Genomic DNA, 24,877 nt, shown 5'->3' on the forward strand with positions numbered 1-24,877 from the left:
CCGTGGCCGTACCCCGAGCGGGCGCGGCGGCCGGGTTCCAGCTTCGCCGCGTGGCGGCGGAGGCCGGCGCCCCCGGTGGCTTCTCGGGCTCCGGGGGCGTCGTCGTGCGGCTATCCGTCCGAGGCGGCGACGCCCAGCCTCTCCCCCACGCTCCGGGCGAAGCCGGGCGCCGCGAGGACCAGGACGATGGCCAGCACGAGCACCGCGCCCGCCGTGACGGGGAACCAGCGGGCCGGGCCTTCGGTCGGGTAGGGGACGACGTTGACGTAGACGGTGTAGCCCAGCAGCGCGAGCGCGCCGAGCGGGAAGATCAGGTGCCACCACGGGACGTGCATGCGGCGGCGCACGAAGAGCAGCAGGATGGCGCCGAGAGTGGTCAGCAGATAGATGACCAGCAGGATCAGCGTGCCGATCGACCCGCTCCACGCGAAGGTGTCCGCCGCCGTCGCGCCGAAGAAGACGGCGCACACGACGATGATCAGGGCGGCCGCCGACGCCACGGCCGTGACGGCGATGACCGGCGTGCCCTTGGGGGACGTGCGGCCGATGCCGCGGCCGTCGAAGGCGTCGCGGCCCAGGGCGAAGAGCAGGCGCGAGCCGCCGACCACGCAGGCGAGACAGCAGCCGAACGCGGAGATCGCCGCGCCCACGCTGATGACGTCACCGGCCCATGAGCCGACGAACGTGCTGCCCAGGTCGCCGAGCAGCGAGGACGAGTCGTGGAAGGCCTGGGCGTCGGAGCCGAACGCCATCATCTCGACGGCCGTCACGATCACGAAGAAGGCGCCGCCGAAGATGGCCGTGCCGAGGATGGCGCGCGGGATGTTGCGGCGCGGGTCGCGGGTCTCCTCGCCGAGCGTCGCGGCGGCTTCGAAGCCCGCGAAGGACAGGAAGCCGAACACGGCGCCGAGGAACACCCCGGACAGGCCGATGTCCGGGGTGAAGGTGAACACCGACATCGTGAAGTGGGCGTCACCGGGTGCGTTGCCCGCGATCAGGCGGACCAGGATCACGGCGGTGACCAGCAGGATGACCGCGATCGTCGCGCCCTCCACGGCGAGCAGCGTCGACGTGCCGCGGCGCGCGGGCGCCACCGCGAGCAGCCAGCTGCCGACGAGCGCGACGGCCGTGAGCACGAACGGCCCCCACCACGGCGGGTTCGGCCAGATCCCCACCTGCGTGAGGAACGCCGTGCCGAGCACGCCCGCGGCGGAGCTCGTGACCACGGCGTAGAAGGTGTACGTGCCGAGCAGCCCGATGCCCGACACCACTCCGGCGCGCGGACCGAGCGTCGCGCCGACGAACGCGTAGACCGAGCCCGCGTGGTGGTAGTGCTGGCAGAGGCGGACGAAGCCGTAGGCGACCAGCAGCACGCCGGCGGCCGAGAGCAGGAAGGCCAGCGGCACGGCGCGTCCGGCCGCGGCCGCGGTCTGCTGGGGGTTGATGTTGGCGGCCATGCTCGGCGCCATCAGCGCCACGGACAGGCCCACGGCCTGCCACACCGAGAGGGTGCGCCGCAGCGCTGGACGGGTTTCGACGATGTCTGACACGATGCGCTCCTTCGTCCGGAGGCAGCAGGTGGTTCCACGGCCGGCGAGGACGACGGCGTGAAGTACACAGTGAACATCGCGGGGGCAGGATGAGCCAGCTCGATCGGGTTGAACTTTCCAGGCGAGGTGCCGAGGAAGCGGCGCGGCTGGGCCGTTCGGAGGTCGAGGTGGTGGCGCTGACCTTCGTCGACAACTCCGGGATCTCGCGCGTGAAGGCGGTTCCGGTGAGCCGGCTCGCCGAGGTCGCGGCGTGGGGCGTGGGCGCGTCGAACTCGTTCGACTTCTTCCTGTGCACGGACACGATCACGTCCGGCGCATACTCGCTCGGCCCCGTCGGCGACCTGCGGCTGCACCCCGACCTCGACGCCCTCACGGTGCTCGCCGCGCAGCCGGGATGGGCCTGGGCGCCGGCGCTGCGCTACGACCAGGAAGGCGAGCCGCACCCGCAGGACTCGCGGGCGCTTGCGGCGACGGCAGTGGCGAAGCTGGCCGGACGCGGGTATTCGGCGCGGATGGCGTTCGAGCTCGAGTGGGTGGTCGCCGGGCCGAGCGGGGCGCCGGTGGCGGGGCCGGCGTACGGGTATTCGCGGCTGGCCGAGCAGTCGGCGTACGTGCGGGACCTGGTGTCCGCTTTGGACAGTCAGCGCGTCGGGGTCGAACAGGTGCACCCGGAGTACGCGGCGGGGCAGTTCGAGGTCTCCGTGTCGGCCGACGATCCGGTGCGCGCGGCGGACGTCGCGGTGCTGGCGCGGGAGACGATCCGCGCGGTGGGGACGAGCCACGGGTTGAAAACGTCGTTCACGCCGAAGTTCGAGCCCGGCGGGGTCGGCAACGGCGGGCACGTGCACTGCAGCCTGTGGGCGGGCGGGCGGAACCTGTGCGCCGGCGGCGACGGGGTGTTCGGGCTGAGTGAGTCGGCCGAGTCGTTCGCCGCGGGGATTTTCTGGCGGTTGCCGGCGTTGCTGGCCGTCGGGGCGCCGTCGGTGGTGAGTTACCTGAGGCTCGAACCGCACCACTGGGCCGGCGTGTTCACCGCGTGGGGGCTGGAGAACCGGGAAACGCCGCTGCGGTTGGTGCGCGGCCCGGCGGGGAAACGGGACACGGCCGCGAATTTCGAAGTGAAGTGCTTTGATCTCACGGCCAATCCGTATCTGGTCGTGGCCGGACTGCTGTTCGCGGGAATCGCGGGGCTCGACTCCGCCGCGCGGTTGCCGGAGCCGGTGGAGGTGGATCCGGGGACGTTGTCGGCCGGTGACGCCGCCGCCGCGGGAGTGGCGCGCCTCCCCCGTTCACTGGAGGAGGCCGTGGCCGCGTTCGTCGCCGACGACGTGCTGAAAACGGCCTTCGGCGCGGAACTGGCGACGACGTTGATGGACGTGCGCCGTGGCGAGATCAACGAACTGGGCGGGCTTGACGCCGACTCGTTGTGCGCCGTGATGCGCTGGCTCCACTGAGCTCAGCCGAGCCGGGCGGCGACTTCCTCACGTAGCTGCGGCAGCTTGGCGTAGAGCCTGCCGCCCGGGCATTCGGTGTTGTAGTAGTCGCGGTGGCCCTTGATCTCGTCGACGGGGAAGCCGTACTGCTCGCAGACGTACGCGATGAAGACGACCAGCGAGTCCCACTGCGTTTGCGGCGGTTCGACCGAGGTGTAGGTGCCTTCGTTCTCGATGCCGATCGCGTTGTCGTTCTGGCCCGGGCAGTGGGCGGCGCGGACGATCTGGTTGCCGTTGCGCAGGGCGTCGAGGCTGCCGTGGCGGCCTTCCATGCGCTAGCCGCTGCGGGAGACCGTGAAGTGCTGGCCGGTGTCGGACCACCCGTTGTTGTCGATGTGGTCGGCCTGATCGTCGCGCGCGACCTGGAACGCGTGGGCCGGCGAGTAGTCCGTGCTGTTGGGGCACGCGATGTGGTGGACGAGCGCACGGTCGGCCCGGTGGTCGAGCGTCGTCAACGGATCGGCGGGCGGCCGCGCGCCCCACTCGGCGCAGCTGTAGACGCGGGGTTCGGTGGCCGCTTGGGCCCGGGCTTGGGCTCCGGCCCGTCCGGGCAGGAGCAGCCCGGCCGCGGTCACGGCGGTGAGGCCGGCGGCGCCACGAAGGAACGAGCGCCGGGGAAGGTGGGTGAATTCCATGCGCCGAAGGGTGGGCGCGGCTCGGCCCGGCTGAAAGCGCCCCAATGTGGCGTTGGTTGCGCTCAACGCACCCAATGCGGCGTTCGGTGCGTTGAGCGCAACCAACGCCGCATTGGGGTGAGGTGGGCAGGGAGGAGGAGAGGGGTCAGGCCCGGGCCGGAGCCCGGCGCACGCCGTCCGCGAGCTCCTCCGCCAGCTTCCGCACCCCGTCGACGCTGCCCTCGGCCGCGGCCGTTACCAGGGCGGACCCGACGATCACCGCGTCGGCGAAGCCGGCCACCTGGGCGGCCTGGTCGCCGGAGCGGACGCCGAGGCCGACGCCGATCGGGAGGTGCGTGTGGGCCCGCGTGCGGCGGACCAGGTCTTCCGCGTGTACGCCCACCGCGTCGCGGGCGCCCGTGACGCCCATGACCGCGGTGGCGTAGATGAAGCCGGACGACGCGGCGGTGGTCAGTGCCAGCCGCTCCTCCGACGACGACGGCGCCACCAGGAAGATGCGGTCCAGACCGTGGGCCTCGGACGCGGCCGTCCACTCGGCGGCCTCGTCGGGGATCAGGTCCGGCGTGATCATGCCCAGCCCGCCGGCCGACGCGAGGTCGCGCGCGAAGCGGTCCACGCCGTAGCGGTGCACGGGGTTCCAGTACGTCATGACCACGGCCTTGCCGCCGCGCGCCGACACCGACTCGACGACCTCGAAGAGGTGCTTGAGCTTGAACCCGCTCGCCAGCGCCGACTCGGCGGCGGCCTGGATGGTGGGCCCGTCCATCACCGGGTCGGAGTACGGGACGCCGATCTCGAGCAGGTCCGCGCCGCCGTCGATCGTGGCGGCCAGCAATTCCTTCGAGCCGTCGACCGAGGGAAAGCCGGCGGGCAGGTAGCCGACCAGCGCCGCCCGGCCTTCCGACCGCGTCGCCGCGAAGACGTCGTCGAGCGCGCTCACTGGTCCTCCCCGTCCACGAGGCCGAACCACTTGGCCGCGGTGTCCATGTCCTTGTCGCCGCGCCCCGAGAGGTTCACGACGATGAGGCCCTCGGGCCCGAGCTCACGGCCGAGCACCAGCGCGCCGGCCAGCGCGTGGGCCGACTCGATCGCCGGGATGATGCCCTCGGTGCGCGAGAGCAGCCGGAACGCGTCCATGGCCTCGGCGTCGGTCACCGGGCGGTACTCGGCCCGGCCGGAGTCCTTGAGCCACGCGTGCTCCGGGCCGACGCCCGGGTAGTCGAGCCCGGCCGAGATGGAGTGCGACTCCACCGTCTGGCCGTCCTCGTCCTGCAGCAGGTACGACATCGCGCCGTGCAGGTTGCCCGGGGTGCCCTTGGTGAGCGTGGCGCCGTGGCGGTTGCCGTCGATGCCCTCGCCGCCCGGCTCGAGGCCGACCAGCCGCACCGACGGGTCGTCGTAGAAGCCCGAGAAGATGCCGATGGCGTTGGACCCTCCGCCGACGCACGCGGCGACGACGTCGGGCAGCCGGCCGGTCTGCTCCAGGATCTGCTCGCGCGCTTCCTCGCCGATGACCTTGTGGAAGTTGCGCACCATCATCGGGAACGGGTACGGCCCCGCGGCGGTGCCGAAGATGTAGTGCGTGGTCTCGGAGTTGGTCACCCAGTCGCGCAAGGCCTCGTTGATGGCGTCCTTGAGCGTGCGAGAACCGGTCTTGACCGGCACGACCTCGGCGCCGAGCAGCTTCATGCGCGCGACGTTGAGAGCCTGGCGCTCGGTGTCGACCTCGCCCATGTAGACCAGGCATTCCAGGTCGAGCAGCGCGCACGCGGTGGCCGTGGCCACGCCGTGCTGGCCCGCGCCGGTCTCGGCGATCACGCGCTTCTTGCCCATGCGCTTGGTGAGCAGCGCCTGGCCGAGCACGTTGTTGATCTTGTGAGAACCGGTGTGGTTGAGGTCCTCGCGCTTGAGGAACACCCGCGCGCCCCCGGCGTGCTCGCCGAAGCGCTTGGCCTCGGTGAGCAGCGACGGGCGGCCCGCGTAGTCCTTGAGCAGGCGGCGCAGCTCACCGGTGAACTCCGGGTCGCGGCGCGCCTTGTCGTACTCGGCCGCGACCTCGTCGACGACGCCGATCAGCGCTTCCGGCATGAACCGGCCGCCGTACGGCCCGTAGTAGCCGCGCTCGTCCGGGTCGTGCTTGCTGTGCTCTTCGGTCACCGCGACGGCCTCGGGCAGGCGGGGTGCGAACCGGCGGTGACGAGCTTCACCAGCGCGCCCTTCGGGTCGCCGGAGGCCACCAGGCCTTCGCCGACCAGCACTGCGTCGGCACCCTGGCCGGCGTAGGACATCAGGTCGCCGGGGCCGCGGACGCCGGACTCGGCGACCTTGAACACCTCGAACGGCAGCCCCGGGGCGAGGCGGGAGAACACGTCCCGGTCGACTTCCAGCGTGTGCAGGTTGCGGGCGTTGACGCCGATCACCTGGGCACCGGCCTCGAGGGCGCGGTCGGCCTCTTCGGCGTTGTGGATCTCCACGAGCGCGGTCATGCCGAGCGACTCGACGCGGTCGAGCAGCGCGGCCAGCGCGTTCTGCTCCAGCGCGGCGACGATCAGCAGCACCATGTCCGCGCCGTGCAGGCGCGCCTCGTGGACCTGGTACGGGCTGACGATGAAGTCCTTGCGCAGCACCGGAATGTCGACGGCCGCGCGCACCGCGTCGAGGTCGGCGAGCGAACCGCCGAAGCGGCGCTGCTCGGTGAGCACGCTGATCACGCGCGCGCCGCCGTCCTCGTAGTCCTTGGCCAGGGACGCGGGGTCGGCGATCGGGGCGAGGTCGCCCTTGGAGGGACTGCGCCGCTTCACCTCGGCGATCACGCCGATGCCCGACTCACGCAGGGCGGCCATCACGTCCCGGGGCGCCGGCGCCTTGGCCGCGCGGGCCTTCAGCTCGTCGAAAGGCAGGGCGGACTCGCGCACGGCGAGGTCCTCCCGCACACCGGCGACGATGTCTTCGAGCACGCTCACCGGGTGCACCCGCCCGTCGGCGAAATCATCGATCCTGTCGCAAGTTCGCTCACAAAAACCTTCCCCTTCCCGCCGAAACGATGCTAACCCCCGTTCGAAGACCGGCCCGTTCCGGGTGCACGCCTTGCTCCGAATGCGCTTCGGTATCCGGCGCTCACCTGCTCGCGGTGGGGTCCTCACCCTCGGAAAGCGCCTCCCACAGCTCGATGTCCGGATCACGCTTGGCGCGCTGGGCGCCCGGCGCCGCGTACCGGGTGCCGAGCCGCCGCGCGGTACCCGCACCCTTGACTGCGACCAACCCCGCGACGACGAGGAGAATTCCGCCCAGCACCGCCAGCCCGCGGCCGAGCAACAGCTCGGTGACGGGCAATCCGGGTGCCCAGCCGGTGAACTTGACGCCGTTCACGCCGGTCCAGACGCCCGCGACGCCCGCCAGCGCCAGCACGACGCCCAGGATCCGCCGCGCCCAGCCGCCGGTGGCGATCACACCCGCGACGCCGGCCAGCGCCAGCAACGCCAGCGGCACGAGCGCCGTGGCGCGCTGTTCGCCGTCTTCGGTGTAGAGCTGCGTGCCGAGCACGCCGCCGTCGCGGAACTCGGCGAACCACGCGAGCTTGGACGCGCCCCACAACGCGAGCGCGCCCAGCAACAGGCCGACGACGATCATCCACAGTGGACGACGCGAGGGCTTGGCCGGGGTTTTCGGTGTGGTGGTGGAGGATTCCGCGCCGGATCGCGCCGGGCCAGAGGTCGGCGGTGGTTCGGCCGGGCCGGGTTCGGGGTGCGCGGATGCGGCCGGGGTATCGGCACCGGATCGCGCCGAACCGGTCGGCCGCAGCGGTTCGGCCGCGCCCGGATCGGGCCGCGATCGGTCGCCCGGGGCAGCTTCGTCCGCCGACGAACGGACCCGCGAGGTGCCTTCCCCCGCCGCGCCGAGCGGGCGACCACCGGGCGCCGCGGCGGGTTCCGTGCGGTCGGGCCGCGACGTCGTTCCCGGATCGGTGCCCGCGGGTTCTCCCTGCTCAGGCACTTGCTCAGACACCGGCGGAGTCCTCGGCCGGATCCAGCTCGCCCGCGGGGACCATGGTCTGGGCCGCCGCGACGGCCGAGAGCACCGTGCGCGCCTTGTTCAGCGACTCGGTGTCCTCGTAGTCGGCCACGGAGTCGGCGACCACGCCGCCGCCGGCCTGGACGTAGGCGACGCCGTCGCGCATCAGCGCGGTGCGGATGGCGATGGCGGTGTCGGCGTCGCCCGCGAAGTCGAGGTAGCCGACGACGCCGCCGTACAGGGCGCGGCGCACGGGCTCGAGCTCCTCGATCAGCTGCATCGCGCGCACCTTCGGCGCACCCGAGAGCGTGCCGGCCGGGAAGCACGCGGTGACCGCGTCGAAGGCCGTCTTGCCCTCGGCAAGCTCGCCCGTGACGGTGGACACGATGTGCATCACGTGGCTGTAGCGCTCGATCTGGAAGAAGTCGACCACGTGCACGCTGCCGGGGCGGCAGACCTTGCCGAGGTCGTTGCGGCCGAGGTCGACGAGCATGAGGTGCTCGGCGCGTTCCTTCTCGTCGGCCAGCAGGTCCTTGGCCAGCTGCGCGTCCTCCTCCGGGTCGGCGCCGCGCCAGCGCGTGCCCGCGATGGGGTGCGTGGTCGCGCGGCCGTCGCGCACGGTGACCAGCGACTCGGGGCTGGAGCCGACGATGTCGAAGCCCTCCAGCCGCAGCAGGTACATGTACGGGCTCGGGTTGGAGGTGCGCAGCACGCGGTAGACGTCGAGCGCGTCGGCGCCGGTCTCGATCTCGAACCGTTGCGACGGCACGACCTGGAACGCTTCGCCGGCCTTGATCGCTTCCACGGCCTTGTCGACGGCGGCGTGGAAGTCCTCCTTCGTGCGGCGGCGCTTGAACTCCGGCGCCGGCCGGTCGAACGTCGCGACGGTGGGCGGCGCGGGCACGCGCAGCTGCTCGGTCATGGCCGAGAGGCGCTCCAGCGCGCTGTCGTAGGCCGCGTCCACGCGCTCGGGCGAGTCGTCCCAGTTGACCGCGTTCGCGATCAGCGTGACGGTGCCTTCGTGGTGGTCGAACGCCGCGAGGTCGGTGGCCAGGAGCATGGTCAGCTCGGGGATGTCGAGGTCGCGCTCAGCGAGCTCGGGCAGCTTCTCCAGCCAGCGCACGGCGTCGTAGCCGATGTAGCCCACCATGCCGCCGGTGAGCGGCGGCAGGCCGGGCAACGGCTCGGTGTGCAGCGCCTCGACGGTCGCGCGCAGCACCTGCAGCGGGTCGCCCTCGGTGGGCAGGCCGACGGGCGGCGTGCCGGTCCACACGGCCTTGCCGTCGCGCACGGTCAGCGCGGCCGGGCTGCGCACGCCCACGAACGACCAGCGCGACCACGACTTGCCGTTCTCCGCCGACTCGAACAGGAACGTGCCGGGCCGGTCGGCGCCGAGCTTGCGGTAGATCCCGAGCGGGGTCTCCCCGTCGGCGAGGACCTTGCGCACCACGGGGATCACGCGGCGGCCTTCGGCGAGGGCGCGGAACTCGGCGCGCGAAGGGCTGACCGGGCCGGGCCCGGCGGATTTGCCGGCTGCTGAGCTGACCATGGGCCCCATTGTGCCGCGCGGGCCCCGGCGGACCTTGGGCGGCCCTTGAATTCAGCACCTGTTGAATTCAAGGAGGCGACGAGTCATAGTGGACCCGTGAGCACCGAAGACACTACCGCCCGCAGACGCGGCCGCCGGCCCGCCGGACAGGACACCCGCACAGCGCTGATCGAGGCCGCGCGCACGGTGTTCGCGGAGCACGGCTACGAACGCGCCACCGTGCGCGCGATCGCCGCCCGCGCCGGCGTCGACGCGGCCATGGTCAACCACTGGTTCGGCGGCAAGGAGGGCCTGTTCGCCCAGGCCGTGCTCGAGCTGCCGTTCTCCCCGCTCGAACTGCTCGCGACCCTGCGCGACGGCCCCGACGACAAGCTGGGCGAACGCATCGTCCGCGTCTTCGTCACCCGCTGGGACGGCGCCGGCGGCGACACGTTCCAGGCGCTCATCCGCAGCGTTGCGGGCCACGAGCTGGCCGCCACCGTGCTGCGCGAGTTCTTCTCGCGCTTCTTCGCCGAGGTGATCGGCGACATCGGCGCCGACCAGGCCGGGCTGCGGACCACGCTGTGCGCCTCGCAGGTCGTGGGCCTCGGCATGGTCCGCTACATCGCCCGCTTCGAGCCGATCGCGTCGGCCGAGGTCGAAACCCTCGTCACGGCGATCGCGCCGAACCTGCAGCGGTACCTGACGGGCGATCTCGGGCTCTAGGTCCAGCGCGTGGACACCGCCGGCACGGAGACCGCCTTCGCGGCCCTCGCCGCCGATCCACGCGCGCCCGGGTTCGTGGCGCTGGAGGAACGAGTAGCGGCCGGGCAGCATCGCGAGGGTGCGGACCTTCCGCCGCGCACTGCCGGTGACGCGCAGCGACAGCGTCTGGTGCGCGCCGTCCGGGCTCGCGGCGATGATCGTGACAGGCACCCAGCTTCGACCGGGCCGTTGCGCAGGAACGAATAGCGCCCGCGGACCGCCGCGACGGTGCGGACGGCGAGCCGCGCGCCGCCGGGGAGGTCGAGGCGCAGCAGCTGGTAGCCGCCGGAGGAGCCGAACACGACGGCGGTGACGGGTTCCCAGCCGGATTTGCGCGCGCTTCGGCGCCGGCGGGCCCAGCCCAGCGCGTACGCGATCAGCCACGGGAAGACGAGCAACGCCAGGACCACGGGGATCACGACGAAGGCCGTCCCGACGTTGCTGACGTTCTCCTCGTCGTCGGTGCGCACGCGCTGCGGATCGGCCGGGTCGTAGTAAACCTGGACGCGCTCGTTCTCGACGTACTCGTCGTCCGAGTCGCGGTTGATCACCGCTTGCGCGAGAACGTCGCCGACGGGGTAGTCCACGGTGATGGTCGGCGCACTCCGCACGGGTGTGTACACGGCGACCACTCGCCCCTCGACCTTCGTGCCGTGGTCGATTAGCCAGGTGGATCTGTTGTGCAGCAAGGAAATCACGGTGACCGCCACGGGGATGATCAGGAACCACGCCGTCGCCGCGGCCGCCGCGCGCCAGAACCCCTGGCGCAGCGCGCGATCCCACGCGTCGGGGTCTGCGGGTCCCCGTGTGGCGCGTTGCCGCTGGGCTTGCTCGTGTTGCGTCAGGCGATGCCGTTTGGCACAGGGCCGTCTCGCGGGCTGGTCTTCAGTGGGTAGGAGAGGTTCGTCGTCTTCTTGGCGCGGGGGTTCACCCGCGGCGGTCATCCCCAGATCCATCAGGAGAGCGTACAACCGGAAAATCTCGTTCCACCAGCGAAAAAGCTGCGATTGAGAACACCGGCGGCGAAGGCAACCGAACGGACCGGCCGGGCGTGATGACTCATTCTCGCGTGCCCTCGTTCACTGGGTCCGGCGCGGGCCGGTCGCCTTCAGCGCCACCGCGCGCGGACCGCCACGGCGGGAACCGTTGGGCAGCACCAGAACGAACCGGCGGCCCGACCCCGCGACCTTAGCGCCGGCCCGGCGATTGCCCTCCGCAGGAGGCACGCGCGTCAGCGCCGTCGCGCGGGCGACCAGCCGACGGCCGCCGATGGTGAAGCGGACGACCTGCGGGCGGTCGACGGGGTCGTGGGCCTGGACGCGGACGGGCCGCCAACCCGTGCGGCGGGCGAGCCGGCGACGGCGCGCCCACGCCACGGCGACCGACAGCATCAGCGGGACGAGGATCAGCACGAAAAGCAGCGGGATGGAGAAGACCGCCATCCAGCCGTCGCCGACGTTCTGTTCGTCCGCGGTCCGCACGTGGGTCGGGGCGTCGGGGTCGTAGAACACCGAGACCGGTTCGCCCATTTCGTAGTCGCGGTCGGAGTCGCGGTTGATCTGGGCCTGCTCGGGGACGCCGCCGGCGGTGTAGGCGACCGTGACGGTGGGCGTGCCGTCGCCGTCGCGGGGCGTGCCGACCGCCACGACCTTGCCCGTGACCTCGGTGCCGTGGTCGAGCAGGTAGTCGGCGCGGCTGCCCTGCCACGCGATGCCCAGCGCCGACGCCGGCACCACCAGCAAGCACAGCACGGCCCAGCCGACCGCGCGCCAGAACTGCCGGCGCAGCACACGGTCCCAGGTCGCCGAATCGGTCATCCCCAGCTCCATTCGCCGAGCGTAAAGTCCGGAAATGACACTCCACCAGAGAGCGCAACGGGAAACACCGGGTCACCGCCGCCGCTTCGGCTTCTGCGCGCGGCGCAGGCGGTACGCGGACGGCTTGGCACCCTCGCGCGACGCCGGCACCACGAGCACGAGCACTTTCCTCTCACCGGCCAGCCAGCCCGCGGTGGGCGGGCGCGGCCGGATCGCGAACCGGCCGGGGCGTACGTAGCGGGTGCGCTCGGCCTTGATGCCGCTGCCGGCGGCCAGGAAGGTCATCACGGGGTCGCCGCGGCGGGGTGCCTGGGCGGCTTCGGCCCAGTGCCAGCCCGTGCCGGGCACGGCGCGGCGCCGGCGGACCCAGGCCAGGCTCATCAGCGTGAACCACACGAACACGACCAGCGACGCCAGCGCCGCGAGCGCGATCAACCCCTCGCGGGAGAAGACGGCCGTCTGGCCGTCGGCTATCGCGTGTGCCGGGTCGGCCGGGTCGGCCGGGTCGTAACGCACGGACACGACCTGGCCCACGGAGTACGTCTCGGCGGAGTCGACGCTGAAGGAGGACTCCTCGTGGGCGCCGTTCGCGGAGTACTCCACGTCGAACGAGGTCGGCCCGCGGCGGCTGTCGTGCACGCCTGTGACCGTGCCGGTCGCGACCAAGCCGCGCAGCTGCAGGTCGTCGTAGGCCGTGAAGACCCGCACCGCGCCGAAGACCGAGGCCGCGAGCGCGACCAGGAACACGGCCGCGATCACGGCGGCGCGGCGGACGCGGACGTGCACCACCCGATCACACTCGGCGGTGTCAGCCTCGGTCGTCTCGTGCTTCACGACGGGAGCGTAGGACCCGGAAGCCGGGCGCGGCGACGGTAATTCGGGCGGTCAGCGCGCCAGCAGCACGAACACGAGCGCGAGGACGCCCGGCAGCACCTGCACCAGCAGGATCCGCTTCGAGGCCGTCGCGGCGCCGTACAGGCCGGCGACGATCACGCAGGCCAGGCCGTAGAGCTTGAACTGGAAGCCCGTCGGGTCGGTCGCGATGAGGCCCCAGATCAGGGCCGCGGCGAGGAAACCGTTGTACAGCCCCTGGTTCGCGGCGAGCGCCTTGCTCTCCTGCGCGAACGACTCGGTGGTGCCGAACGCCGCGCGGGCGCGCGGGCTCGTCCAGAGGAACATTTCGAGCACCACGATGTAAACGTGGATGAGGGCGACCAGCCCCACCAGCACGTTCGCGACAACCGTCACGGGGTGTTCTCACTCTCGTCGGCGAGGAGCAGGCGCTCCGCGGAGTCGAAACAGGTGTGGGTGCCCGTGTGGCAGGCCGGGCCGGTCTGGTCCACGCGCAGGAGCACTGTGTCACCGTCGCAATCGATCCGCACTTCGCGGACGTGCTGGACGTGGCCCGAGGTCTCGCCCTTCACCCACAGCTCCTGGCGGCTGCGGGACCAGTAGGTCGCGCGCCGGGTGGTGAGGGTGGACTCCAGGGCCTCGTCGTTCATCCAGGCCATCATCAGCACGTCGGACGTCGAGTGCTCCACGACGACGGCCGCGATCAGGCCGTCGGCGTTGCGCTTGAGCCGCTGCGACAGGGTTGCGTCGAGGCTCATCGGATGACGACCCCGCCCTCGCGCAGCGCGCCCTTGACGTCGCCGATCTTCAGCTGTCCGAAGTGGAACACGCTCGCCGCGAGCACCGCGTCGGCGCCGGCCTCCACGGCGGGCAGGAAGTGGTCGACGGCGCCCGCGCCGCCGCTGGCGATCACCGGCACGCGCACCGCGCGGCGGACCATCTCGATCAGGGAGAGGTCGAAGCCGGACTTGGTGCCGTCGGCGTCCATCGAGTTGAGCAGGATCTCGCCCACGCCCAGCTCCTCGCCACGCGCGGCCCACTCGACCGCGTCGATGCCGGTGCCGCGGCGCCCGCCGTGGGTGGTCACCTCGAAGCCCGACGCCGTCGGCTCGCCGCCCTCGGGGACGCGCCGCGCGTCGACCGACAGCACGATGCACTGGGCCCCGAACCGGCGCGACGCCTCGCGCAGCAGCTCCGGACGCGCGATCGCGGCCGTGTTGATGCTCACCTTGTCCGCGCCCGTGCGCAGCAGGCGGTTCACGTCGTCGTTGGAGCGCACACCGCCGCCGACGGTCAGCGGGATGAAGACCTGCTCGGCCGTGCGGCGGACCACGTCGAAGGTGGTCTCGCGGTTGCCCGACGACGCGGTGACGTCGAGGAAAGTCAGCTCGTCGGCGCCTTCATGGTCATACAGCCGGGCCAGCTCCACCGGGTCGCCGGCGTCGCGCAGATCGGCGAAGTTGACGCCCTTCACCACGCGACCCGCGTCGACGTCCAGACACGGGATCACCCTCACCGCCACAGCCATGCCACCAGGGTAGCCGTCCACCTGCGACGGTCCGCCCGCCCGGTCGGAGCACGGGCGGTCAGAGGACGGGCGGCGTCCAGTCCCACAAGGGCGCGGCCTGGCGGCGGATCACCGACGCGGGCAGCAGCGGCACCGTCACCGCCAGCAGCGCGTGCAGCCACCACGCCGACGACGTGTCGGCCGCCGCCTTGCCGCGCGCCTGCTTCGTGACGTACGCCGCACGCGGTCGGCGCGCGGCGTCGTACGCGGCCAGCGCTTCGGGCACGGAGTGGTCCCGCAGCGAGACGGCGAGCACCACGGCGTCCTCGATCGCCTGGCACGCGCCCTGGCCGAGGTCCGGCGGCACGGCGTGAGCCGCGTCACCGAGCAGCGCGACGCGGTCGCTCGTGACGCGGGCAGCGGGTCGAGGTCGAGGATGTCGTTGTGCAGCACGGCGTCCGGCCGCGTCGCCGCCACGAGCTCGCGGGCCTCGGCGGGCCAGTCCGCGATGCGGCGGGCCACCTCGGCGTGCTCGCTCGGATTGCGCACGCCGGGTGTGGGCTCGGCCGCGCCGAGGGCCCAGCAGGCGCGGGCGCCGGGCAGGGGGTGGATCATGAAGTACGCGCCGCGGCCCATCGTGAAGCTGCCGCGCACCGGCGGCCCCACACCGGGCTCGGTGACGCCGCGCCAGGCCGTGTAGCGGAACCCCGGCCCGGGCGCGGCGGGGAAGAGCCAGTGGCGAAACCCACTGTGGACACCGTCGGCCGCCACGATCACGTCCGCGTCCGCTTCGGCCGCATCGGTTACGTCAATCCCGGTTTGCACCACGGTTTCCGGCAGCTCCGCCAGCAAAGCCGAGTGCAGCTCGGCGCGGTGGAACGCGGCGAGCGGCTCGTCCCGCCCAGGCCGGAACCGGCGCAGGAACCGGCCCGAGGACGTCCGCAGCGTGCCGGAGACCTCCGACGGCGCCGAGTGCGTCCGCACCCGCTCTCCGATCCCCAGCGCGTCGAGCGCCCGCATCGCGTTCGGCGCCAACGAAAGCCCGGCGCCGATCTCCCGCAGCTCGGGTGCGCGCTCCAGCACCGTGACCTCGTGTCCCGTGCGGCGCAACGCGATCGCGGCCGTCAGGCCACCGATCCCGCCGCCGACCACCACTGCCTTCACTCTGGCCTTCACTTCGGCCTTCACTTCGGTTCACCCGCGTCCGCGAACGCCTCGGCCAGCCAGGCGAACGCCGCGTCGGCGCTGCGCACCCGCGCCGCCCGGCCGCCGTCGCGTTCGAGCAGCTCGATGCCGGCCTTCGTGATGTCGCGGAACGAGCCCAGGGCGGCGATGCGGCGGCGGATCACGCGCTGCCACGCGTCGTCGTCCACGCGGTAGTAGGCGGTGCGCTCGCCGCGGCCGAGGCGTTTGCCGACGAGCCCGGCGTCGAGCAGCAGCCGCAGGTTGGTCGTGAGCGACGCGCGGCTCGCGCCCACCGCCGCGGCCAGCTGCGCCGCCGACTGCTCCGGCGGGTCGCACGCCATCAGCCGGCCGAGCACGCGCCCCGCGATCGGCGGCAGGCCGTACTCCTGCGTGAGGAAGCCCGCGACCCGCTCGATCCACTCGATCACCTCGTCGTCCACGATTTTCAGCATAGGCTAGTCATCACTGAAATTCGACGGGAATGCATCAGAATCGACCTCTCGCACGTCTGAGAGAACGTGACCACCAGCTTCGACGAGTTCGTGGCGGAACGCCTCGACGGGCTTCTGCGCTACGCGACCGTCCTCACCGACGATCCGCACCTGGCGCAGGACATCGTGCAGGACGTGCTGCTGCGGGCCCAGGAGCGCTGGGCGAAGATCGACTCGCCGCCCACGTACGTGCGCCGGATGGTCACCAACGAATACCTGTCGTGGCGGCGCCGCGCGGTCCGGCGCGTGGTGCCGTCGAGCCACGAGGTGCTCGACGCGATCAGCCCGCCGGCGGCCGACCCGTCGGTGGCCTACGACGAGCGCGACGAGATGCTGGCCCGCCTCGCGACGCTGCCGCGCAAGCAGCGCACGGCGCTGGTGCTGCGCTACTACGAGAACTACTCCGACGAGGAGATCGGCGACGTCCTCAGATGCGCCACCTCCACCGTGCGAAGCCAGATCTCGCGCGCGCTCGCGACCCTGCGCGCCACGGCCTACCCCTTGCCCACCGCCCTGACCACCGGAGCCGGAGAATGAGCCAGCCCGCCCGCGACACCGAGACGCTGCTGCGCGACAGCCTCGAACGGCTTGCCGAACGCGCTCCCGACGGTCATGAGGTCCGCAACGCGCTGGCCCGGGCCCGCCAATCACGTCGCCGCCGCCCGCGGCTCGCGTTGGCCGCGGTCGCCGCCGCCGTCGTGGTGGCGACGATCGGGGTGTCGCTGGTGGTCACGTGGCCTTCCCGCGTCCCGCCCGCCGCGGGTGAAGCGGTGCTGGGGTACTCGCCGGGCTGGCTGCCCGACGGATTCACCGAGCAGTACCGCTCGGCCGGCCCGGGCACGACGCCGCAGGTGCGCCGCTGGTTCGCCGGGCCGAGCCGCATCGAGCTGTCGGCGTTCTCGACGAAGGATCCCGAGTGGTCGGCGACGGCGCTGCGCATCGCCGCGGTGCGGGACCAGGTGCTGGTGCACGGGCGGGTCGCGATGCTGACCGGGTCCACGACGTCGGCGGTGCTGACCTGGTCGCCGGACGAGACCCATGTGCTGCGGGCCGAGGTCGATGCCGTGCCGTCGGCGAAGGTGGTCGCGCAGCGGATCGCGGAGGATGTCGCGGACAGCGAGCCGATCCCGGTCCGGGGGGAAGCGCGGTTCGGGCCGCTCCCGGCCGGGCTCCGGGAGACGGCGACGACCGTGAGCGGGATGAGTGCCGCGGACGGGACGACGACGTTGGAGGCCGGACCGGTGCGGGTCACGGTGGGGGCGACGTCGCCTGGTCTCGGGGGGTCGGTGCCGGTCACGGTGCGTGGAGTGCCGGGAGCGGCGGTGGCGGATCTCGTGACGGTGCGGTTGGCGTCGGGGCGTTGGCTGACTGCGTCGGGGAAGGTGCCGCGCGGGGAGTTGGTGGCCGTCGCCGCGGCGGTGGTGCTGGATCCGGCGCCGGATTACGCCTGGTTGGGGTCCTGAGTCCGGCTACTGTGGACACATGCCTACCGAGCTGGACCGTTTTGCCGGTGAGAAGTACGTCGTGCTCACCACGTTCCGCCGGGACGGGCGGGCTGTGCCTACGGCCGTGTGGTTCGGTCTCGATGGTGACGAGCTGCTGGTGTACTCGGAACGCAAGGCGGGCAAGGTAAAGCGGATTCGCAACAGTGGGCGGGTCGAGATCCAGGCGAGTGATGTCCGGGGGCGGACGCATGGGCCTGCGGTCGTCGGGATGGCGCGGCTGCTGGATGATGACGGGACCGACCGGGTGCGGAAGGCTATTCGGCGCCATTATCCGTTGGTGGGGCCGGTGTCGATGTTCTTCAGCAAGTTGCGTGGGGGGCCGAGGCGGACGATTGGTATTGCCGTCAAGGTGGGGGAAGGCTGAGGGGGACGGCTCGGCGCGCGGAGCGCACCATTGCCGGTTTGCGGGTGAGTGCGGGCACCCCGATTTTTGATTGTCACGACGGCAGAGATCGGCTTGTCAAGGCGGAAAAGAGTACCTTGACAAGCCGATCTCTGCCGTGTTGGGGAAAAGAATCGGCGGGCCTGGCGGGGGAAGGGGTCGGGGAGGGGTGGGGAGAGCTTTAGGTGTGTTGCCGGGTGGGGGTTGGGTGAGGCAAGAGCGCGCGCGGGCCGGTGGGCAGTGGAGTGATGCAGGCGGCCGGCGGATGGGTGGGGGCAAGAGCCGCCGGGCTGGGTGGGGTGGTGAGGTGCGTGCGCGGCCGGCGGGTGGGTGGTGGCCAAAGCACCCCGGTGTGGCGTTCGGTGGGTTGAGCGGAGCCGACGCCGCGTTGGGGTGGGGAGGCGCGAGTGAGTGGGGTGGGTGTGTGGGGGGAGTCAGCGGACGGCGGCGAGGGCTTCGGGCAGGGTGAAGGCGCCGGCGTAGAGGGCCTTGCCGACGATGGCGCCTTCGATGCCGTCGCAGGCCAGGGTCGCCAGGGCCTTGAGGTCGTCCACACTGGACACGCCGCCGGAGGCGATGACGGGGGCGTCGGTGCGGGCGGCGACTTCGCGCAGCAGTTCGAGGTTCGGGCCCTTCAGGGTGCCGTCCTTGCTGACGTCGGTGACGACGTAGCGGGCCGCGCCGTCGCGGTCGAGGCGGTCGAGGACCTCCCACAGGTCGCCGCCGTCCGAGGTCCAGCCTCGCGAGGACACGCGGTGGCCGGCGTCGGTGATGCGCACGTCCAGGCCGATGGCCACGCGGTCGCCGTAGGTGGTGATGACCTTGGCCGTCCAGGAGGGGTCTTCCAGGGCGGCGGTGCCGAGGTTCACGCGCCGCGCGCCGGTGCCGAGGGCGGCTTCCAGGGAGGCGTCGTCGCGGATGCCGCCGGAGAGCTCCACCTGCACGTCGAGGCGGCCGATCACCTCGGCCAGCAGCTCGCGGTTCGAGCCCTTGCCGAAGGCCGCGTCGAGGTCGACGAGGTGGATCCACTCGGCGCCGTCGCGCTGCCAGGCGAGGGCGGCGTCGAGCGGGCTGCCGTAGGACGTCTCGGTGCCGGCCTCGCCCTGGACGAGTCGGACGGCCTGGCCATCGGCCACATCAACTGCGGGAAAGAGCGTGAAAGTCACCGCGACAGCGTAAAGGCGCCGGTCACCGCACCCGACAACAGGGCCGGGCCACCGGGCCGACCTACCGCGCCGAACCAAGCCGGCCTAGAGCGTGGCCAGCCAGTTGCGCAGCAGCTTCGCACCCGCGTCGCCCGACTTCTCGGGGTGGAACTGCGTGGCCCACAGCGGGCCGTTCTCCACCGCCGCCACGAAGTCCTCGCCGTGGTTGGCCCAGGTCACCTTGGGCTGCCGCCCGGCGAGGCCGGACTCCAGCTCCCACTCGCGCGCCGCGTAGGAGTGCACGAAGTAGAAGCGCTCGTCCGGGTCGAGGCCGGCGAACAGCTGCGAGTCCGCGGGCGCGCGGACGGTGTTCCAGCCCATGTGGGGCAGCACGTCGGCGTGGAGCCGCTCGACGGTGCCGGGCCACTCCCCCGTGCCCTCGGTCTCCTCGCCGTGCTCGACGCCGCGGCCGAAGAGGATCTGCATGCCCACGCAGATGCCGAGCACCGGACGGTCGCCGGCGAGGCGCTTGCCGATGATGCGCTGGCCCTTCACGTCGAGCAGCCCCGCCATGCAGGCGGAGAAGGCTCCCACCCCGGGCACGACCAGCCCGTCGGCCTCGAGCGCGGCATGCGGGTCGGCGGTGACCTCCACCTCGGCGCCGGCGCGCGCGACGGCGCGTTCGGCGGAGCGGAGGTTGCCGGAACCGTAGTCGAGAATCACCACACGAGACACACGTCAAGCCTAGTCCCGGGGCGGGAGTGCACGTCAGCCGCGGCGGAAGGAGTAGACGTCCGTCACGGTGTTGCAGGGCGCGGGCGGGACGACCTCGACGCGCAGCGTGCCCGTGGGCGCGTCGTAGTCCACGCCTTCCGGGGTGAAGGCGCCGGCGCACGTGCTCGACAGCGGCAGCTGGCCGAGCTCCTTCACGTGCGCGCGGACGTCGTGGCCGGTGAGCGCGCGCGGGAGGTCGACCTGCAGGAGCTGGTAGCTCGTGGGGTACAGGTCGTTGCCGGAGTCCGACGTGGCGCACAGCAGGCGCGTCGCCGAGACGAAGTCGCAGCCCTGGGCCGCGCGGATCGTGTGGTCGAGGTGGATCCGCGCCGCCGGCGGCAGGTCGCCGGCGGCACGCGGGGCGTGGCGGTTGAGGAACGGCGTGGGCGAGACGAACAGCTCCGTCGCGTCGCCGAGCGCGCCCGAGACGAGCCACTGGCCGTCGGGGCTCACGGCGACCTGCGCGTTGGCGTTGGGCGCGGGTTCGTCGGCCGCGAGCGGGTGCACGAACTCCGTGGTCTGCCCGGACGGCGAGGTGACCAGGTACATCTTCGACACCGGCGGATTGGTCACGGTGTCCTGGTAGACGTCGAAGGTGTAGCCACGGAGGGAGTCGGGATCGCCGACGTGGCCCCAGCCCTCGTCCTTCAGCGGCTGCGGGATGGTGGTGCCGTTGCGGTAGACCGTCTGCGGCGCCTGGCCCGGCCGCCGCAGAGTGGTGATGCCTTCTCCGCTGACGGAGTTGGCGACGGAGACCTTGCCGGTCTGGCGCCAGCCTTCCAGGGCGGCGGCGGGGCTCGCCGCGGCAAGCGAAGCGCAGCTCAGCAAAGCCGAGACCATCAGAGAAAGTGCGAGGGCTTTCGCCCGAGCCGACGTCGACAGACGCATGGTTCGCTCCTTCGCGAACGTGACCTTGGCGGCGGCCCGCGAATTTTTGCACGCGACCCCGTTTCACCGGTGGCCCCGCTGGGTATTCACCCGTTCGGCTGAGGCGCCGCCGGCGCCCCCGGACGAGGGAAGAGGAAGACATGTCCGAGTCGGACCTCCTCTGCCAGATGTTCGAAGCGTTGCGGGACGACATCGACAGCGTGCCGTTTCCGCAGTTCACGAACCTGGTCATCCCTCCGCAGCCCTCCCGTGCACAGGTGGACGCATGTCGTTCTCGTGACGCTCGCAAAGAGAACGTGATGAATCCCATGCACCGGAACCGGGGTCATCTGTGATTTCCTGCTGGCACCGCGTCGACGCGAGCCAGTAGGAGCAACCGATGAGCAAGAACCCGGATCCACACGACTTCCTCGACCTCGACGCCGGTCTGGCCGAAGAGGATCGGGCCATCCGGGACGCCGTGCGCGACTACGCGCGCGACCAGCTCCTCGACCACGTGGCCGACTGGTACGAGTCGGGCTCGCTGCCCGCGCGCGACCTGGCCAAGGGTTTCGGACAACTCGGCCTGCTGGGCATGCACCTGGAGGGCTACGGCTGCGCCGGCACGAGCGCGGTGGCCTACGGCATCGCGTGCCGCGAGCTGGAGGCCGTCGACTCCGGCCTGCGCAGCTTCGTCTCCGTGCAGGGCTCGCTCGCGATGTTCGCGATCCACCGCTGGGGCACCGAGGAACACCGGCAGGAATGGCTGCCGAAGATGGCCGCGGGCGAGGCGCTGGGCTGCTTCGGCCTCACCGAACCCGACGCCGGCAGCGACCCGGGCAGCATGCGCACCCGCGCGGTGCGCGACGGCTCCGACTGGGTGCTCAACGGCACGAAGATGTGGATCACCAACGGCACCGTCGCCGACGTGGCCGTGGTCTGGGCGCAGACCGACGAGGGCATCCGAGGCTTCGTGGTCCCGACGTCGACGCCGGGGTTCACCGCCAACGAGGTGAAGCACAAGCTTTCGCTGCGCGCGTCGCTCACGGCCGAGCTCGTGCTCGACGGTGTGCGCTTGCCGGAATCCGCGGCGTTCCCGGAGGTGCGCGGCCTGCGCGGGCCGCTGTCCTGCCTCAACGAAGCGCGCTACGGCATCCTGTTCGGTGTCGTCGGCGCCGCCCGCGCGTGTTATGAATCGGCGCTCGAATACACACTCGCGCGTGAGCAGTTCGGCAAGCCGCTGGCGAGCTTCCAGCTCACGCAGCGCAAGCTGGCCGACCTGCTGGTCGAGGTCAACCGTTCGGGGCTCGTCGCGCTGCAGATCGGCCGGCTCAAGGACGCCGGCGCGCTGCACCACAACCACGTGAGCTTCGGCAAGCTGGCCAACGTCCGTTCGGCGCTCGACGTCGCGCGCACGGCCCGCTCGATGCTGGGCGCCAACGGCATTTCGCTGGAGTACCCGGTGATGCGGCACATGGCGAACCTCGAGACGGTGCTGACGTACGAGGGCACCGAGGAGATGCACGCGCTGTCGCTGGGCCAGTCGGTGACGGGCATCGCGGCGTTCCGCTGATCTTGGGTGAGCCTCGGGTCGCCGGGACCCCCAGCCCCGGCGACCCGAAGCTCACGGCCGCAGGAAGTCCTTGAGGGACAACGCGATCGAGCCCGCGTCGAGGCCGTGCGCGAGATCGTGGTCGGCCCGCGTCCCGTAGGTGCGCACTTCCGTGTCGCGCAGGGTGCCCAGCGACAGCAGGCGGTGTGGAACATCCCGCAGCGCTTCGCTCACGTGGTGGGCCGAAGTGCCCTTGAGGTACGGCTCCACGAGCACAAGGTCGGCGACCTCCCCCACCGCGGCTCGCAGTCCCGCGGCGTCGAACGGGCGGATGGTCGAGGCGTACAGCACCGTCACGTCGAGGCCTTCGCTCGCGGCGAGCACCCGGTCGAGCATCGGGCCGACGGCCAGCACAACGCCGTTGCGGCCGGTGCGCACTCGCTGGAATCCGACGCCCAGATGCGGTTCGGCGTTCTGGTCAGCCGAGAGCCGCACGTACACGCGGCTGTCGCCGGGCACGGAGTCGAGCAGCAGGCGGCGGGCCTCGTCGGGGTGGCCGGGCACGTGGACGTACCAGCACGGCAGGGAGTCGATCAGCGCGACGTCGCCCGGCGACTGGTGTGTGCGTCCTTCGGCCGGCATGTCGTAGGAGGAGCCGTAGGACACGAGCACGGCGCCCGCGTCCTGGTGGACCAGGTCGAGTTTGATCTGCTCGAACGCGCGCTCCACGAGGAACGACGAGAACGTGTGGATGATCGGGCGCAGGCCGGCCAGCGCGAGGCCGGCGCCCGTGCTCACGAGCAGCTGCTCGCGGATCCCGACGTTCACCACCCGGTCCGGATGCCGCCGCGCCACGCCGGCGAGCTGGGCGGCGGAGATGTCGGCGAGGACGACGGCGACGTCCGGGTCGGCGTCCACGATCTCTTCGGCGGTGGCGAGGAAGGTTTCGCGCATGTTCAACGTGGTCGGCATGTTCGTCAGCCCTTCGGTTCGACGACGGCGACCACGGCGAGCGGGCGCCCCGGGTGTTCGGTGGTGAACGCGTCGTAGAGCGCTTCGTGAGCGCGGCCGGAGACGGTGCGCGTAACCCAGCCCTCGATCTCGAACCGGCGCGCGAGGCCGCCGGGCCAGCCGTGCGTGGACGACTGGTTGTCCACGACCACCGCGGTCAGGTTTTCCAGGCCCAGGCGCGCGGCGACCACGATCGCCTCGGTGTTGGAGCCTTCGTCGAGCTCGGCGTCGCCGACGAGCGTCACCACGCGGCTGGAGTGGCCGCGGGCGCGCAGGCCGAGCGCGGTGCCGAGGGCGATCGGCAGGCCGTGGCCCAGCGAACCGCTGGAGATCTCGACGCCGGGAGCGCGTTTGCGGTCCGGGTGATGGCCGAGTCGGGAGCGCGCCGAGGACCAGTCGGCGAGCTCGGCCTCGTCGAGAAAACCCTTGACGGTGAGCACGGCGTAGTAGGCCATCGGCCCGTGTCCCTTGGAGAGCAGGAACCGGTCCCGGCCGGGGTCGTGGAAGTTTTCGGGCGAGAGGTCGAGCACGCGGTCGTAGAGCACCCAGAGAACGTCCACTGTGGACTCTGCTGCGGCCTGGTGCTTGTCGTCGCCGGTCATCAGCGAGATCAGCCGGGGCAGATCCGCGTAGGCCGTTGCTGTGGTGGTCATGCCCCCCACGGTGCAACCTCGACCATTGTCGAGGTCAAGCGCTAACCTGAACCAATGACGAGGTTGGCGGAGCACTTGAGCATCGGGCAGGTCGCCGAACGCAGCGGCGTCCCGCACACGGCCCTGCGGTTCTACGAGGACAAGGGGCTCATCACGTCCGAGCGCTCGGCGGGCAACCAGCGCCGCTACCCGCGTTCGGTGCTGCGGCGGATCGCCTTCATCCGGGCGGCGCAGCGCGTCGGCCTTTCACTGGAGGACATCAGCGGCGCCCTCGCGACGCTGCCCGCCGACCACGCACCCACCAAAGCCGACTGGGCGCGGCTCTCGCGCGAGTGGCAGCACGAGCTCGACGCGCGCATCGACGCGTTGCAGCGCCTGCGCGACCGGCTCACCGGCTGCGTCGGCTGCGGCTGCCTGTCGCTGCGCAGCTGCAGCCTGTACAACGCCGACGACGAGCTGGCCCGCTTCGGGCCCGGGGCGAGCAAGCTGCGTCCGGTGTCCGAGGGCGGGATCTAATTCCCGTTGTGGTGCGGGCCGGGATGTGGGTCACTGGTGTCGTTATGGACGAGAAACACATGATCCGCGTCTCCAAGCGGCTTTCCCACCACCTCCGTCACGAACCCGAAGCGATCGGCCTCACGCTCGACGCCGCCGGCTGGGTCGGGGTCGACGAGCTGCTGGCAGCATTGGGCACCCACGGCGCGCGGGTGAGCCGGGCCGATCTGGCGGAAGTGGTGGAGCGCAACAACAAACAGCGCTTCGCCTTCGACGGGAGCGGACAACGGATCCGCGCGAACCAGGGCCACAGCGTCAGCGTCGAGCTGGGTCTGGAGCGCCTCGCTCCGCCCGAGGTCCTCTACCACGGCACCGCGACGCGCTTCCTGCCCGCGATCTACTCGGAAGGACTGCGGCCGATGCGCCGCCACGCCGTGCACCTGTCGGCCGCCGTCGAAACCGCGCTCGCGGTCGGCGCCCGGCACGGGCGTCCGGTGGTGCTCCGCGTTGCTGCAGCCGACATGGCCGCCGCGGGGCACGAGTTCCAGCGCAGCGAGAACGGCGTGTGGCTGACCGCCGCCGTCGCGCCGGAGTACCTGACGGAGAACTAGTACTGCAACGACACTTCGTGATGGCCGCGTCGTCGGTAGTGGCTGGTA

The 24,877-nt window shown here is 71.8% G+C and carries 30 protein-coding genes and 1 pseudogene; 9 read left to right on the forward strand and 22 right to left on the reverse strand.

Annotation, left to right across the window (positions count from 1 at the left end; all coding sequences use genetic code 11):
- Nucleotides 1-110: 110 nt before the first annotated feature.
- Nucleotides 111-1,550: an APC family permease gene (locus QRX50_RS45520; protein ID WP_285969250.1), complete on the reverse strand. Its 1,440-nt coding sequence runs from the start codon at nucleotides 1,548-1,550 to the stop codon at nucleotides 111-113.
- Between the two features lie 89 nt (nucleotides 1,551-1,639).
- On the opposite strand from QRX50_RS45520, the gene QRX50_RS45525 reads away from it, so the two are divergent.
- Nucleotides 1,640-3,004 carry a type I glutamate--ammonia ligase gene (locus QRX50_RS45525; RefSeq protein WP_285969251.1) on the forward strand — a complete coding sequence of 455 codons (1,365 nt, stop codon included), beginning with the start codon at nucleotides 1,640-1,642 and terminating at the stop codon, nucleotides 3,002-3,004.
- A 2-nt stretch (nucleotides 3,005-3,006) separates the two neighbouring features.
- On the opposite strand, the gene QRX50_RS45530 is transcribed toward QRX50_RS45525, so the two are convergent.
- The 7 genes from QRX50_RS45530 to QRX50_RS45560 all read right to left on the reverse strand — a co-directional run bounded on the left by QRX50_RS45530 (nucleotide 3,007) and on the right by QRX50_RS45560 (nucleotide 9,238).
- The gene (locus QRX50_RS45530) at nucleotides 3,007-3,315 is read right to left on the reverse strand and encodes a peptidoglycan recognition protein family protein (RefSeq protein WP_285969252.1); all 309 of its coding nucleotides are present in this window, start codon (nucleotides 3,313-3,315) and stop codon (nucleotides 3,007-3,009) included.
- A gap of 3 nt (nucleotides 3,316-3,318) precedes the next feature.
- Nucleotides 3,319-3,678, reverse strand: a complete 360-nt coding sequence (locus QRX50_RS45535) for a peptidoglycan recognition protein family protein (protein ID WP_285969253.1) — start codon at nucleotides 3,676-3,678, stop codon at nucleotides 3,319-3,321.
- 145 nt (nucleotides 3,679-3,823) lie between these two features.
- Nucleotides 3,824-4,618 carry a tryptophan synthase subunit alpha gene (gene trpA, locus QRX50_RS45540; RefSeq protein ID WP_285969254.1) on the reverse strand — a complete coding sequence of 265 codons (795 nt, stop codon included), beginning with the start codon at nucleotides 4,616-4,618 and terminating at the stop codon, nucleotides 3,824-3,826.
- Nucleotides 4,615-5,835 carry a tryptophan synthase subunit beta gene (gene trpB, locus QRX50_RS45545; protein ID WP_285969255.1) on the reverse strand — a complete coding sequence of 407 codons (1,221 nt, stop codon included), beginning with the start codon at nucleotides 5,833-5,835 and terminating at the stop codon, nucleotides 4,615-4,617. Before trpB ends, trpA begins: the two co-directional genes overlap by 4 nt.
- Complete coding sequence (gene trpC, locus QRX50_RS45550; RefSeq protein ID WP_285969256.1) at nucleotides 5,832-6,641, reverse strand: indole-3-glycerol phosphate synthase TrpC; 810 nt, start codon at nucleotides 6,639-6,641, stop codon at nucleotides 5,832-5,834. The genes trpB and trpC overlap by 4 nt, the downstream gene beginning before the upstream one ends.
- Nucleotides 6,642-6,795: 154 nt before the next feature.
- Entirely contained in the window at nucleotides 6,796-7,308 is a 513-nt protein-coding gene (locus QRX50_RS45555) for a Trp biosynthesis-associated membrane protein (protein ID WP_285974733.1), read from the reverse strand.
- Between the two features lie 367 nt (nucleotides 7,309-7,675).
- On the reverse strand, nucleotides 7,676-9,238 hold the full coding sequence (locus QRX50_RS45560) for an anthranilate synthase component I (RefSeq protein ID WP_285969257.1): 1,563 nt from the start codon (nucleotides 9,236-9,238) through the stop codon (nucleotides 7,676-7,678).
- Between the two features lie 96 nt (nucleotides 9,239-9,334).
- Between QRX50_RS45560 and QRX50_RS45565 the strand changes: the two genes are divergently transcribed.
- Nucleotides 9,335-9,943 carry a TetR/AcrR family transcriptional regulator gene (locus QRX50_RS45565; RefSeq protein ID WP_285969258.1) on the forward strand — a complete coding sequence of 203 codons (609 nt, stop codon included), beginning with the start codon at nucleotides 9,335-9,337 and terminating at the stop codon, nucleotides 9,941-9,943.
- On the opposite strand, the gene QRX50_RS45570 is transcribed toward QRX50_RS45565, so the two are convergent.
- From QRX50_RS45570 to QRX50_RS45605, 9 genes and pseudogenes are all read right to left on the reverse strand, one after another.
- Nucleotides 9,940-10,938, reverse strand: coding sequence for a DUF3592 domain-containing protein (locus QRX50_RS45570; RefSeq protein ID WP_285969259.1), 999 nt, complete (start codon nucleotides 10,936-10,938; stop codon nucleotides 9,940-9,942). The two genes, QRX50_RS45565 and QRX50_RS45570, sit on opposite strands and share 4 nt — an antisense overlap.
- 123 nt (nucleotides 10,939-11,061) lie before the next feature.
- Complete coding sequence (locus QRX50_RS45575; protein ID WP_285969260.1) at nucleotides 11,062-11,799, reverse strand: DUF3592 domain-containing protein; 738 nt, start codon at nucleotides 11,797-11,799, stop codon at nucleotides 11,062-11,064.
- A gap of 72 nt (nucleotides 11,800-11,871) precedes the next feature.
- Nucleotides 11,872-12,633 (reverse strand): DUF3592 domain-containing protein, encoded by a 762-nt coding sequence (locus QRX50_RS45580; RefSeq protein ID WP_285969261.1) that lies wholly within the window; start codon nucleotides 12,631-12,633, stop codon nucleotides 11,872-11,874.
- 51 nt (nucleotides 12,634-12,684) lie between these two features.
- Nucleotides 12,685-13,047: a DUF1304 domain-containing protein gene (locus QRX50_RS45585; protein ID WP_285969262.1), complete on the reverse strand. Its 363-nt coding sequence runs from the start codon at nucleotides 13,045-13,047 to the stop codon at nucleotides 12,685-12,687.
- Complete coding sequence (gene hisI / locus QRX50_RS45590) at nucleotides 13,044-13,409, reverse strand: phosphoribosyl-AMP cyclohydrolase (protein ID WP_285969263.1); 366 nt, start codon at nucleotides 13,407-13,409, stop codon at nucleotides 13,044-13,046. Before hisI ends, QRX50_RS45585 begins: the two co-directional genes overlap by 4 nt.
- Nucleotides 13,406-14,179 carry an imidazole glycerol phosphate synthase subunit HisF gene (gene hisF, locus QRX50_RS45595; RefSeq protein WP_285969264.1) on the reverse strand — a complete coding sequence of 258 codons (774 nt, stop codon included), beginning with the start codon at nucleotides 14,177-14,179 and terminating at the stop codon, nucleotides 13,406-13,408. Before hisF ends, hisI begins: the two co-directional genes overlap by 4 nt.
- A gap of 58 nt (nucleotides 14,180-14,237) precedes the next feature.
- Nucleotides 14,238-14,894, reverse strand: coding sequence for an FAD-dependent monooxygenase (locus QRX50_RS50180; protein WP_353074197.1), 657 nt, complete (start codon nucleotides 14,892-14,894; stop codon nucleotides 14,238-14,240).
- A gap of 200 nt (nucleotides 14,895-15,094) precedes the next feature.
- Nucleotides 15,095-15,346: pseudogene (locus tag QRX50_RS50185) on the reverse strand (FAD-dependent oxidoreductase); the annotation flags it as partial.
- Nucleotides 15,343-15,783 carry a GbsR/MarR family transcriptional regulator gene (locus QRX50_RS45605; protein WP_285969266.1) on the reverse strand — a complete coding sequence of 147 codons (441 nt, stop codon included), beginning with the start codon at nucleotides 15,781-15,783 and terminating at the stop codon, nucleotides 15,343-15,345. The pseudogene QRX50_RS50185 and the gene QRX50_RS45605, both read right to left, overlap by 4 nt.
- Before the next feature lie 78 nt (nucleotides 15,784-15,861).
- Between QRX50_RS45605 and QRX50_RS45610 the strand changes: the two genes are divergently transcribed.
- Genes QRX50_RS45610 through QRX50_RS45620 form a run of 3 tightly spaced genes read left to right on the forward strand, consistent with a single transcriptional unit; the run spans nucleotide 15,862 to nucleotide 17,703 of the window.
- Nucleotides 15,862-16,371 (forward strand): SigE family RNA polymerase sigma factor, encoded by a 510-nt coding sequence (locus QRX50_RS45610; RefSeq protein WP_285969267.1) that lies wholly within the window; start codon nucleotides 15,862-15,864, stop codon nucleotides 16,369-16,371.
- A complete protein-coding gene (locus QRX50_RS45615) occupies nucleotides 16,368-17,297 on the forward strand; it encodes a hypothetical protein (protein ID WP_285969268.1) in 930 nt (309 codons plus the stop codon). Before QRX50_RS45610 ends, QRX50_RS45615 begins: the two co-directional genes overlap by 4 nt.
- Before the next feature lie 19 nt (nucleotides 17,298-17,316).
- On the forward strand, nucleotides 17,317-17,703 hold the full coding sequence (locus QRX50_RS45620) for a PPOX class F420-dependent oxidoreductase (protein ID WP_285969269.1): 387 nt from the start codon (nucleotides 17,317-17,319) through the stop codon (nucleotides 17,701-17,703).
- Nucleotides 17,704-18,155: 452 nt separating this feature from the next.
- On the opposite strand, the gene priA is transcribed toward QRX50_RS45620, so the two are convergent.
- The 3 genes from priA to QRX50_RS45635 all read right to left on the reverse strand — a co-directional run bounded on the left by priA (nucleotide 18,156) and on the right by QRX50_RS45635 (nucleotide 20,528).
- Nucleotides 18,156-18,887, reverse strand: a complete 732-nt coding sequence (gene priA / locus QRX50_RS45625) for a bifunctional 1-(5-phosphoribosyl)-5-((5-phosphoribosylamino)methylideneamino)imidazole-4-carboxamide isomerase/phosphoribosylanthranilate isomerase PriA (RefSeq protein ID WP_285969270.1) — start codon at nucleotides 18,885-18,887, stop codon at nucleotides 18,156-18,158.
- An 84-nt stretch (nucleotides 18,888-18,971) separates the two neighbouring features.
- Complete coding sequence (gene hisH, locus QRX50_RS45630) at nucleotides 18,972-19,592, reverse strand: imidazole glycerol phosphate synthase subunit HisH (protein WP_285974734.1); 621 nt, start codon at nucleotides 19,590-19,592, stop codon at nucleotides 18,972-18,974.
- Between the two features lie 42 nt (nucleotides 19,593-19,634).
- Nucleotides 19,635-20,528, reverse strand: coding sequence for a hypothetical protein (locus QRX50_RS45635; protein WP_285969271.1), 894 nt, complete (start codon nucleotides 20,526-20,528; stop codon nucleotides 19,635-19,637).
- Nucleotides 20,529-20,668: 140 nt separating this feature from the next.
- On the opposite strand from QRX50_RS45635, the gene QRX50_RS45640 reads away from it, so the two are divergent.
- Together QRX50_RS45640 and QRX50_RS45645 are read left to right on the forward strand one after the other, a co-directional pair.
- Nucleotides 20,669-20,863 carry a hypothetical protein gene (locus tag QRX50_RS45640; RefSeq protein ID WP_285969272.1) on the forward strand — a complete coding sequence of 65 codons (195 nt, stop codon included), beginning with the start codon at nucleotides 20,669-20,671 and terminating at the stop codon, nucleotides 20,861-20,863.
- A gap of 44 nt (nucleotides 20,864-20,907) precedes the next feature.
- Complete coding sequence (locus QRX50_RS45645) at nucleotides 20,908-22,080, forward strand: acyl-CoA dehydrogenase family protein (RefSeq protein ID WP_285969273.1); 1,173 nt, start codon at nucleotides 20,908-20,910, stop codon at nucleotides 22,078-22,080.
- Nucleotides 22,081-22,131: 51 nt separating this feature from the next.
- On the opposite strand, the gene QRX50_RS45650 is transcribed toward QRX50_RS45645, so the two are convergent.
- Both QRX50_RS45650 and QRX50_RS45655 read right to left on the reverse strand, forming a co-directional pair.
- On the reverse strand, nucleotides 22,132-23,031 hold the full coding sequence (locus QRX50_RS45650) for a transketolase family protein (protein WP_285969274.1): 900 nt from the start codon (nucleotides 23,029-23,031) through the stop codon (nucleotides 22,132-22,134).
- A gap of 5 nt (nucleotides 23,032-23,036) precedes the next feature.
- The gene (locus tag QRX50_RS45655; protein WP_285969275.1) at nucleotides 23,037-23,723 is read right to left on the reverse strand and encodes a thiamine pyrophosphate-binding protein; all 687 of its coding nucleotides are present in this window, start codon (nucleotides 23,721-23,723) and stop codon (nucleotides 23,037-23,039) included.
- A gap of 54 nt (nucleotides 23,724-23,777) precedes the next feature.
- Between QRX50_RS45655 and soxR the strand changes: the two genes are divergently transcribed.
- A complete protein-coding gene (gene soxR / locus QRX50_RS45660) occupies nucleotides 23,778-24,239 on the forward strand; it encodes a redox-sensitive transcriptional activator SoxR (RefSeq protein WP_220238007.1) in 462 nt (153 codons plus the stop codon).
- Between the two features lie 44 nt (nucleotides 24,240-24,283).
- Nucleotides 24,284-24,829 (forward strand): RNA 2'-phosphotransferase, encoded by a 546-nt coding sequence (locus QRX50_RS45665; RefSeq protein ID WP_285969276.1) that lies wholly within the window; start codon nucleotides 24,284-24,286, stop codon nucleotides 24,827-24,829.
- Nucleotides 24,830-24,877: the final 48 nt, after the last annotated feature.

Origin of the sequence: Amycolatopsis sp. 2-15 (genome assembly GCF_030285625.1) — a bacterium.
Classification (GTDB): domain Bacteria; phylum Actinomycetota; class Actinomycetes; order Mycobacteriales; family Pseudonocardiaceae; genus Amycolatopsis; species Amycolatopsis carbonis.

Excerpts from the sequence above, each read along its gene's own strand:
- QRX50_RS45525 (WP_285969251.1), top strand. The coding sequence starts at position 1,640 with ATGAGCCAGCTCGATCGGGTTGAACTTTCCAGGCGAGGTGCCGAGGAA.
- QRX50_RS45530 (WP_285969252.1), bottom strand. The coding sequence starts at position 3,315 with ATGGAAGGCCGCCACGGCAGCCTCGACGCCCTGCGCAACGGCAACCAG.
- QRX50_RS45535 (WP_285969253.1), bottom strand. The coding sequence starts at position 3,678 with ATGGAATTCACCCACCTTCCCCGGCGCTCGTTCCTTCGTGGCGCCGCC.
- QRX50_RS45555 (WP_285974733.1), bottom strand. The coding sequence starts at position 7,308 with ATGATCGTCGTCGGCCTGTTGCTGGGCGCGCTCGCGTTGTGGGGCGCG.
- QRX50_RS45560 (WP_285969257.1), bottom strand. The coding sequence starts at position 9,238 with ATGGTCAGCTCAGCAGCCGGCAAATCCGCCGGGCCCGGCCCGGTCAGC.
- QRX50_RS45570 (WP_285969259.1), bottom strand. The coding sequence starts at position 10,938 with ATGGATCTGGGGATGACCGCCGCGGGTGAACCCCCGCGCCAAGAAGAC.
- QRX50_RS45575 (WP_285969260.1), bottom strand. The coding sequence starts at position 11,799 with ATGACCGATTCGGCGACCTGGGACCGTGTGCTGCGCCGGCAGTTCTGG.
- hisI (WP_285969263.1), bottom strand. The coding sequence starts at position 13,409 with ATGAGCCTCGACGCAACCCTGTCGCAGCGGCTCAAGCGCAACGCCGAC.
- hisF (WP_285969264.1), bottom strand. The coding sequence starts at position 14,179 with ATGGCTGTGGCGGTGAGGGTGATCCCGTGTCTGGACGTCGACGCGGGT.
- QRX50_RS45615 (WP_285969268.1), top strand. The coding sequence starts at position 16,368 with ATGAGCCAGCCCGCCCGCGACACCGAGACGCTGCTGCGCGACAGCCTC.
- QRX50_RS45620 (WP_285969269.1), top strand. The coding sequence starts at position 17,317 with ATGCCTACCGAGCTGGACCGTTTTGCCGGTGAGAAGTACGTCGTGCTC.
- QRX50_RS45635 (WP_285969271.1), bottom strand. The coding sequence starts at position 20,528 with ATGCGTCTGTCGACGTCGGCTCGGGCGAAAGCCCTCGCACTTTCTCTG.
- QRX50_RS45640 (WP_285969272.1), top strand. The coding sequence starts at position 20,669 with ATGTCCGAGTCGGACCTCCTCTGCCAGATGTTCGAAGCGTTGCGGGAC.
- QRX50_RS45645 (WP_285969273.1), top strand. The coding sequence starts at position 20,908 with ATGAGCAAGAACCCGGATCCACACGACTTCCTCGACCTCGACGCCGGT.
- QRX50_RS45650 (WP_285969274.1), bottom strand. The coding sequence starts at position 23,031 with ATGCCGACCACGTTGAACATGCGCGAAACCTTCCTCGCCACCGCCGAA.
- QRX50_RS45655 (WP_285969275.1), bottom strand. The coding sequence starts at position 23,723 with ATGACCACCACAGCAACGGCCTACGCGGATCTGCCCCGGCTGATCTCG.
- soxR (WP_220238007.1), top strand. The coding sequence starts at position 23,778 with ATGACGAGGTTGGCGGAGCACTTGAGCATCGGGCAGGTCGCCGAACGC.
- QRX50_RS45665 (WP_285969276.1), top strand. The coding sequence starts at position 24,284 with ATGGACGAGAAACACATGATCCGCGTCTCCAAGCGGCTTTCCCACCAC.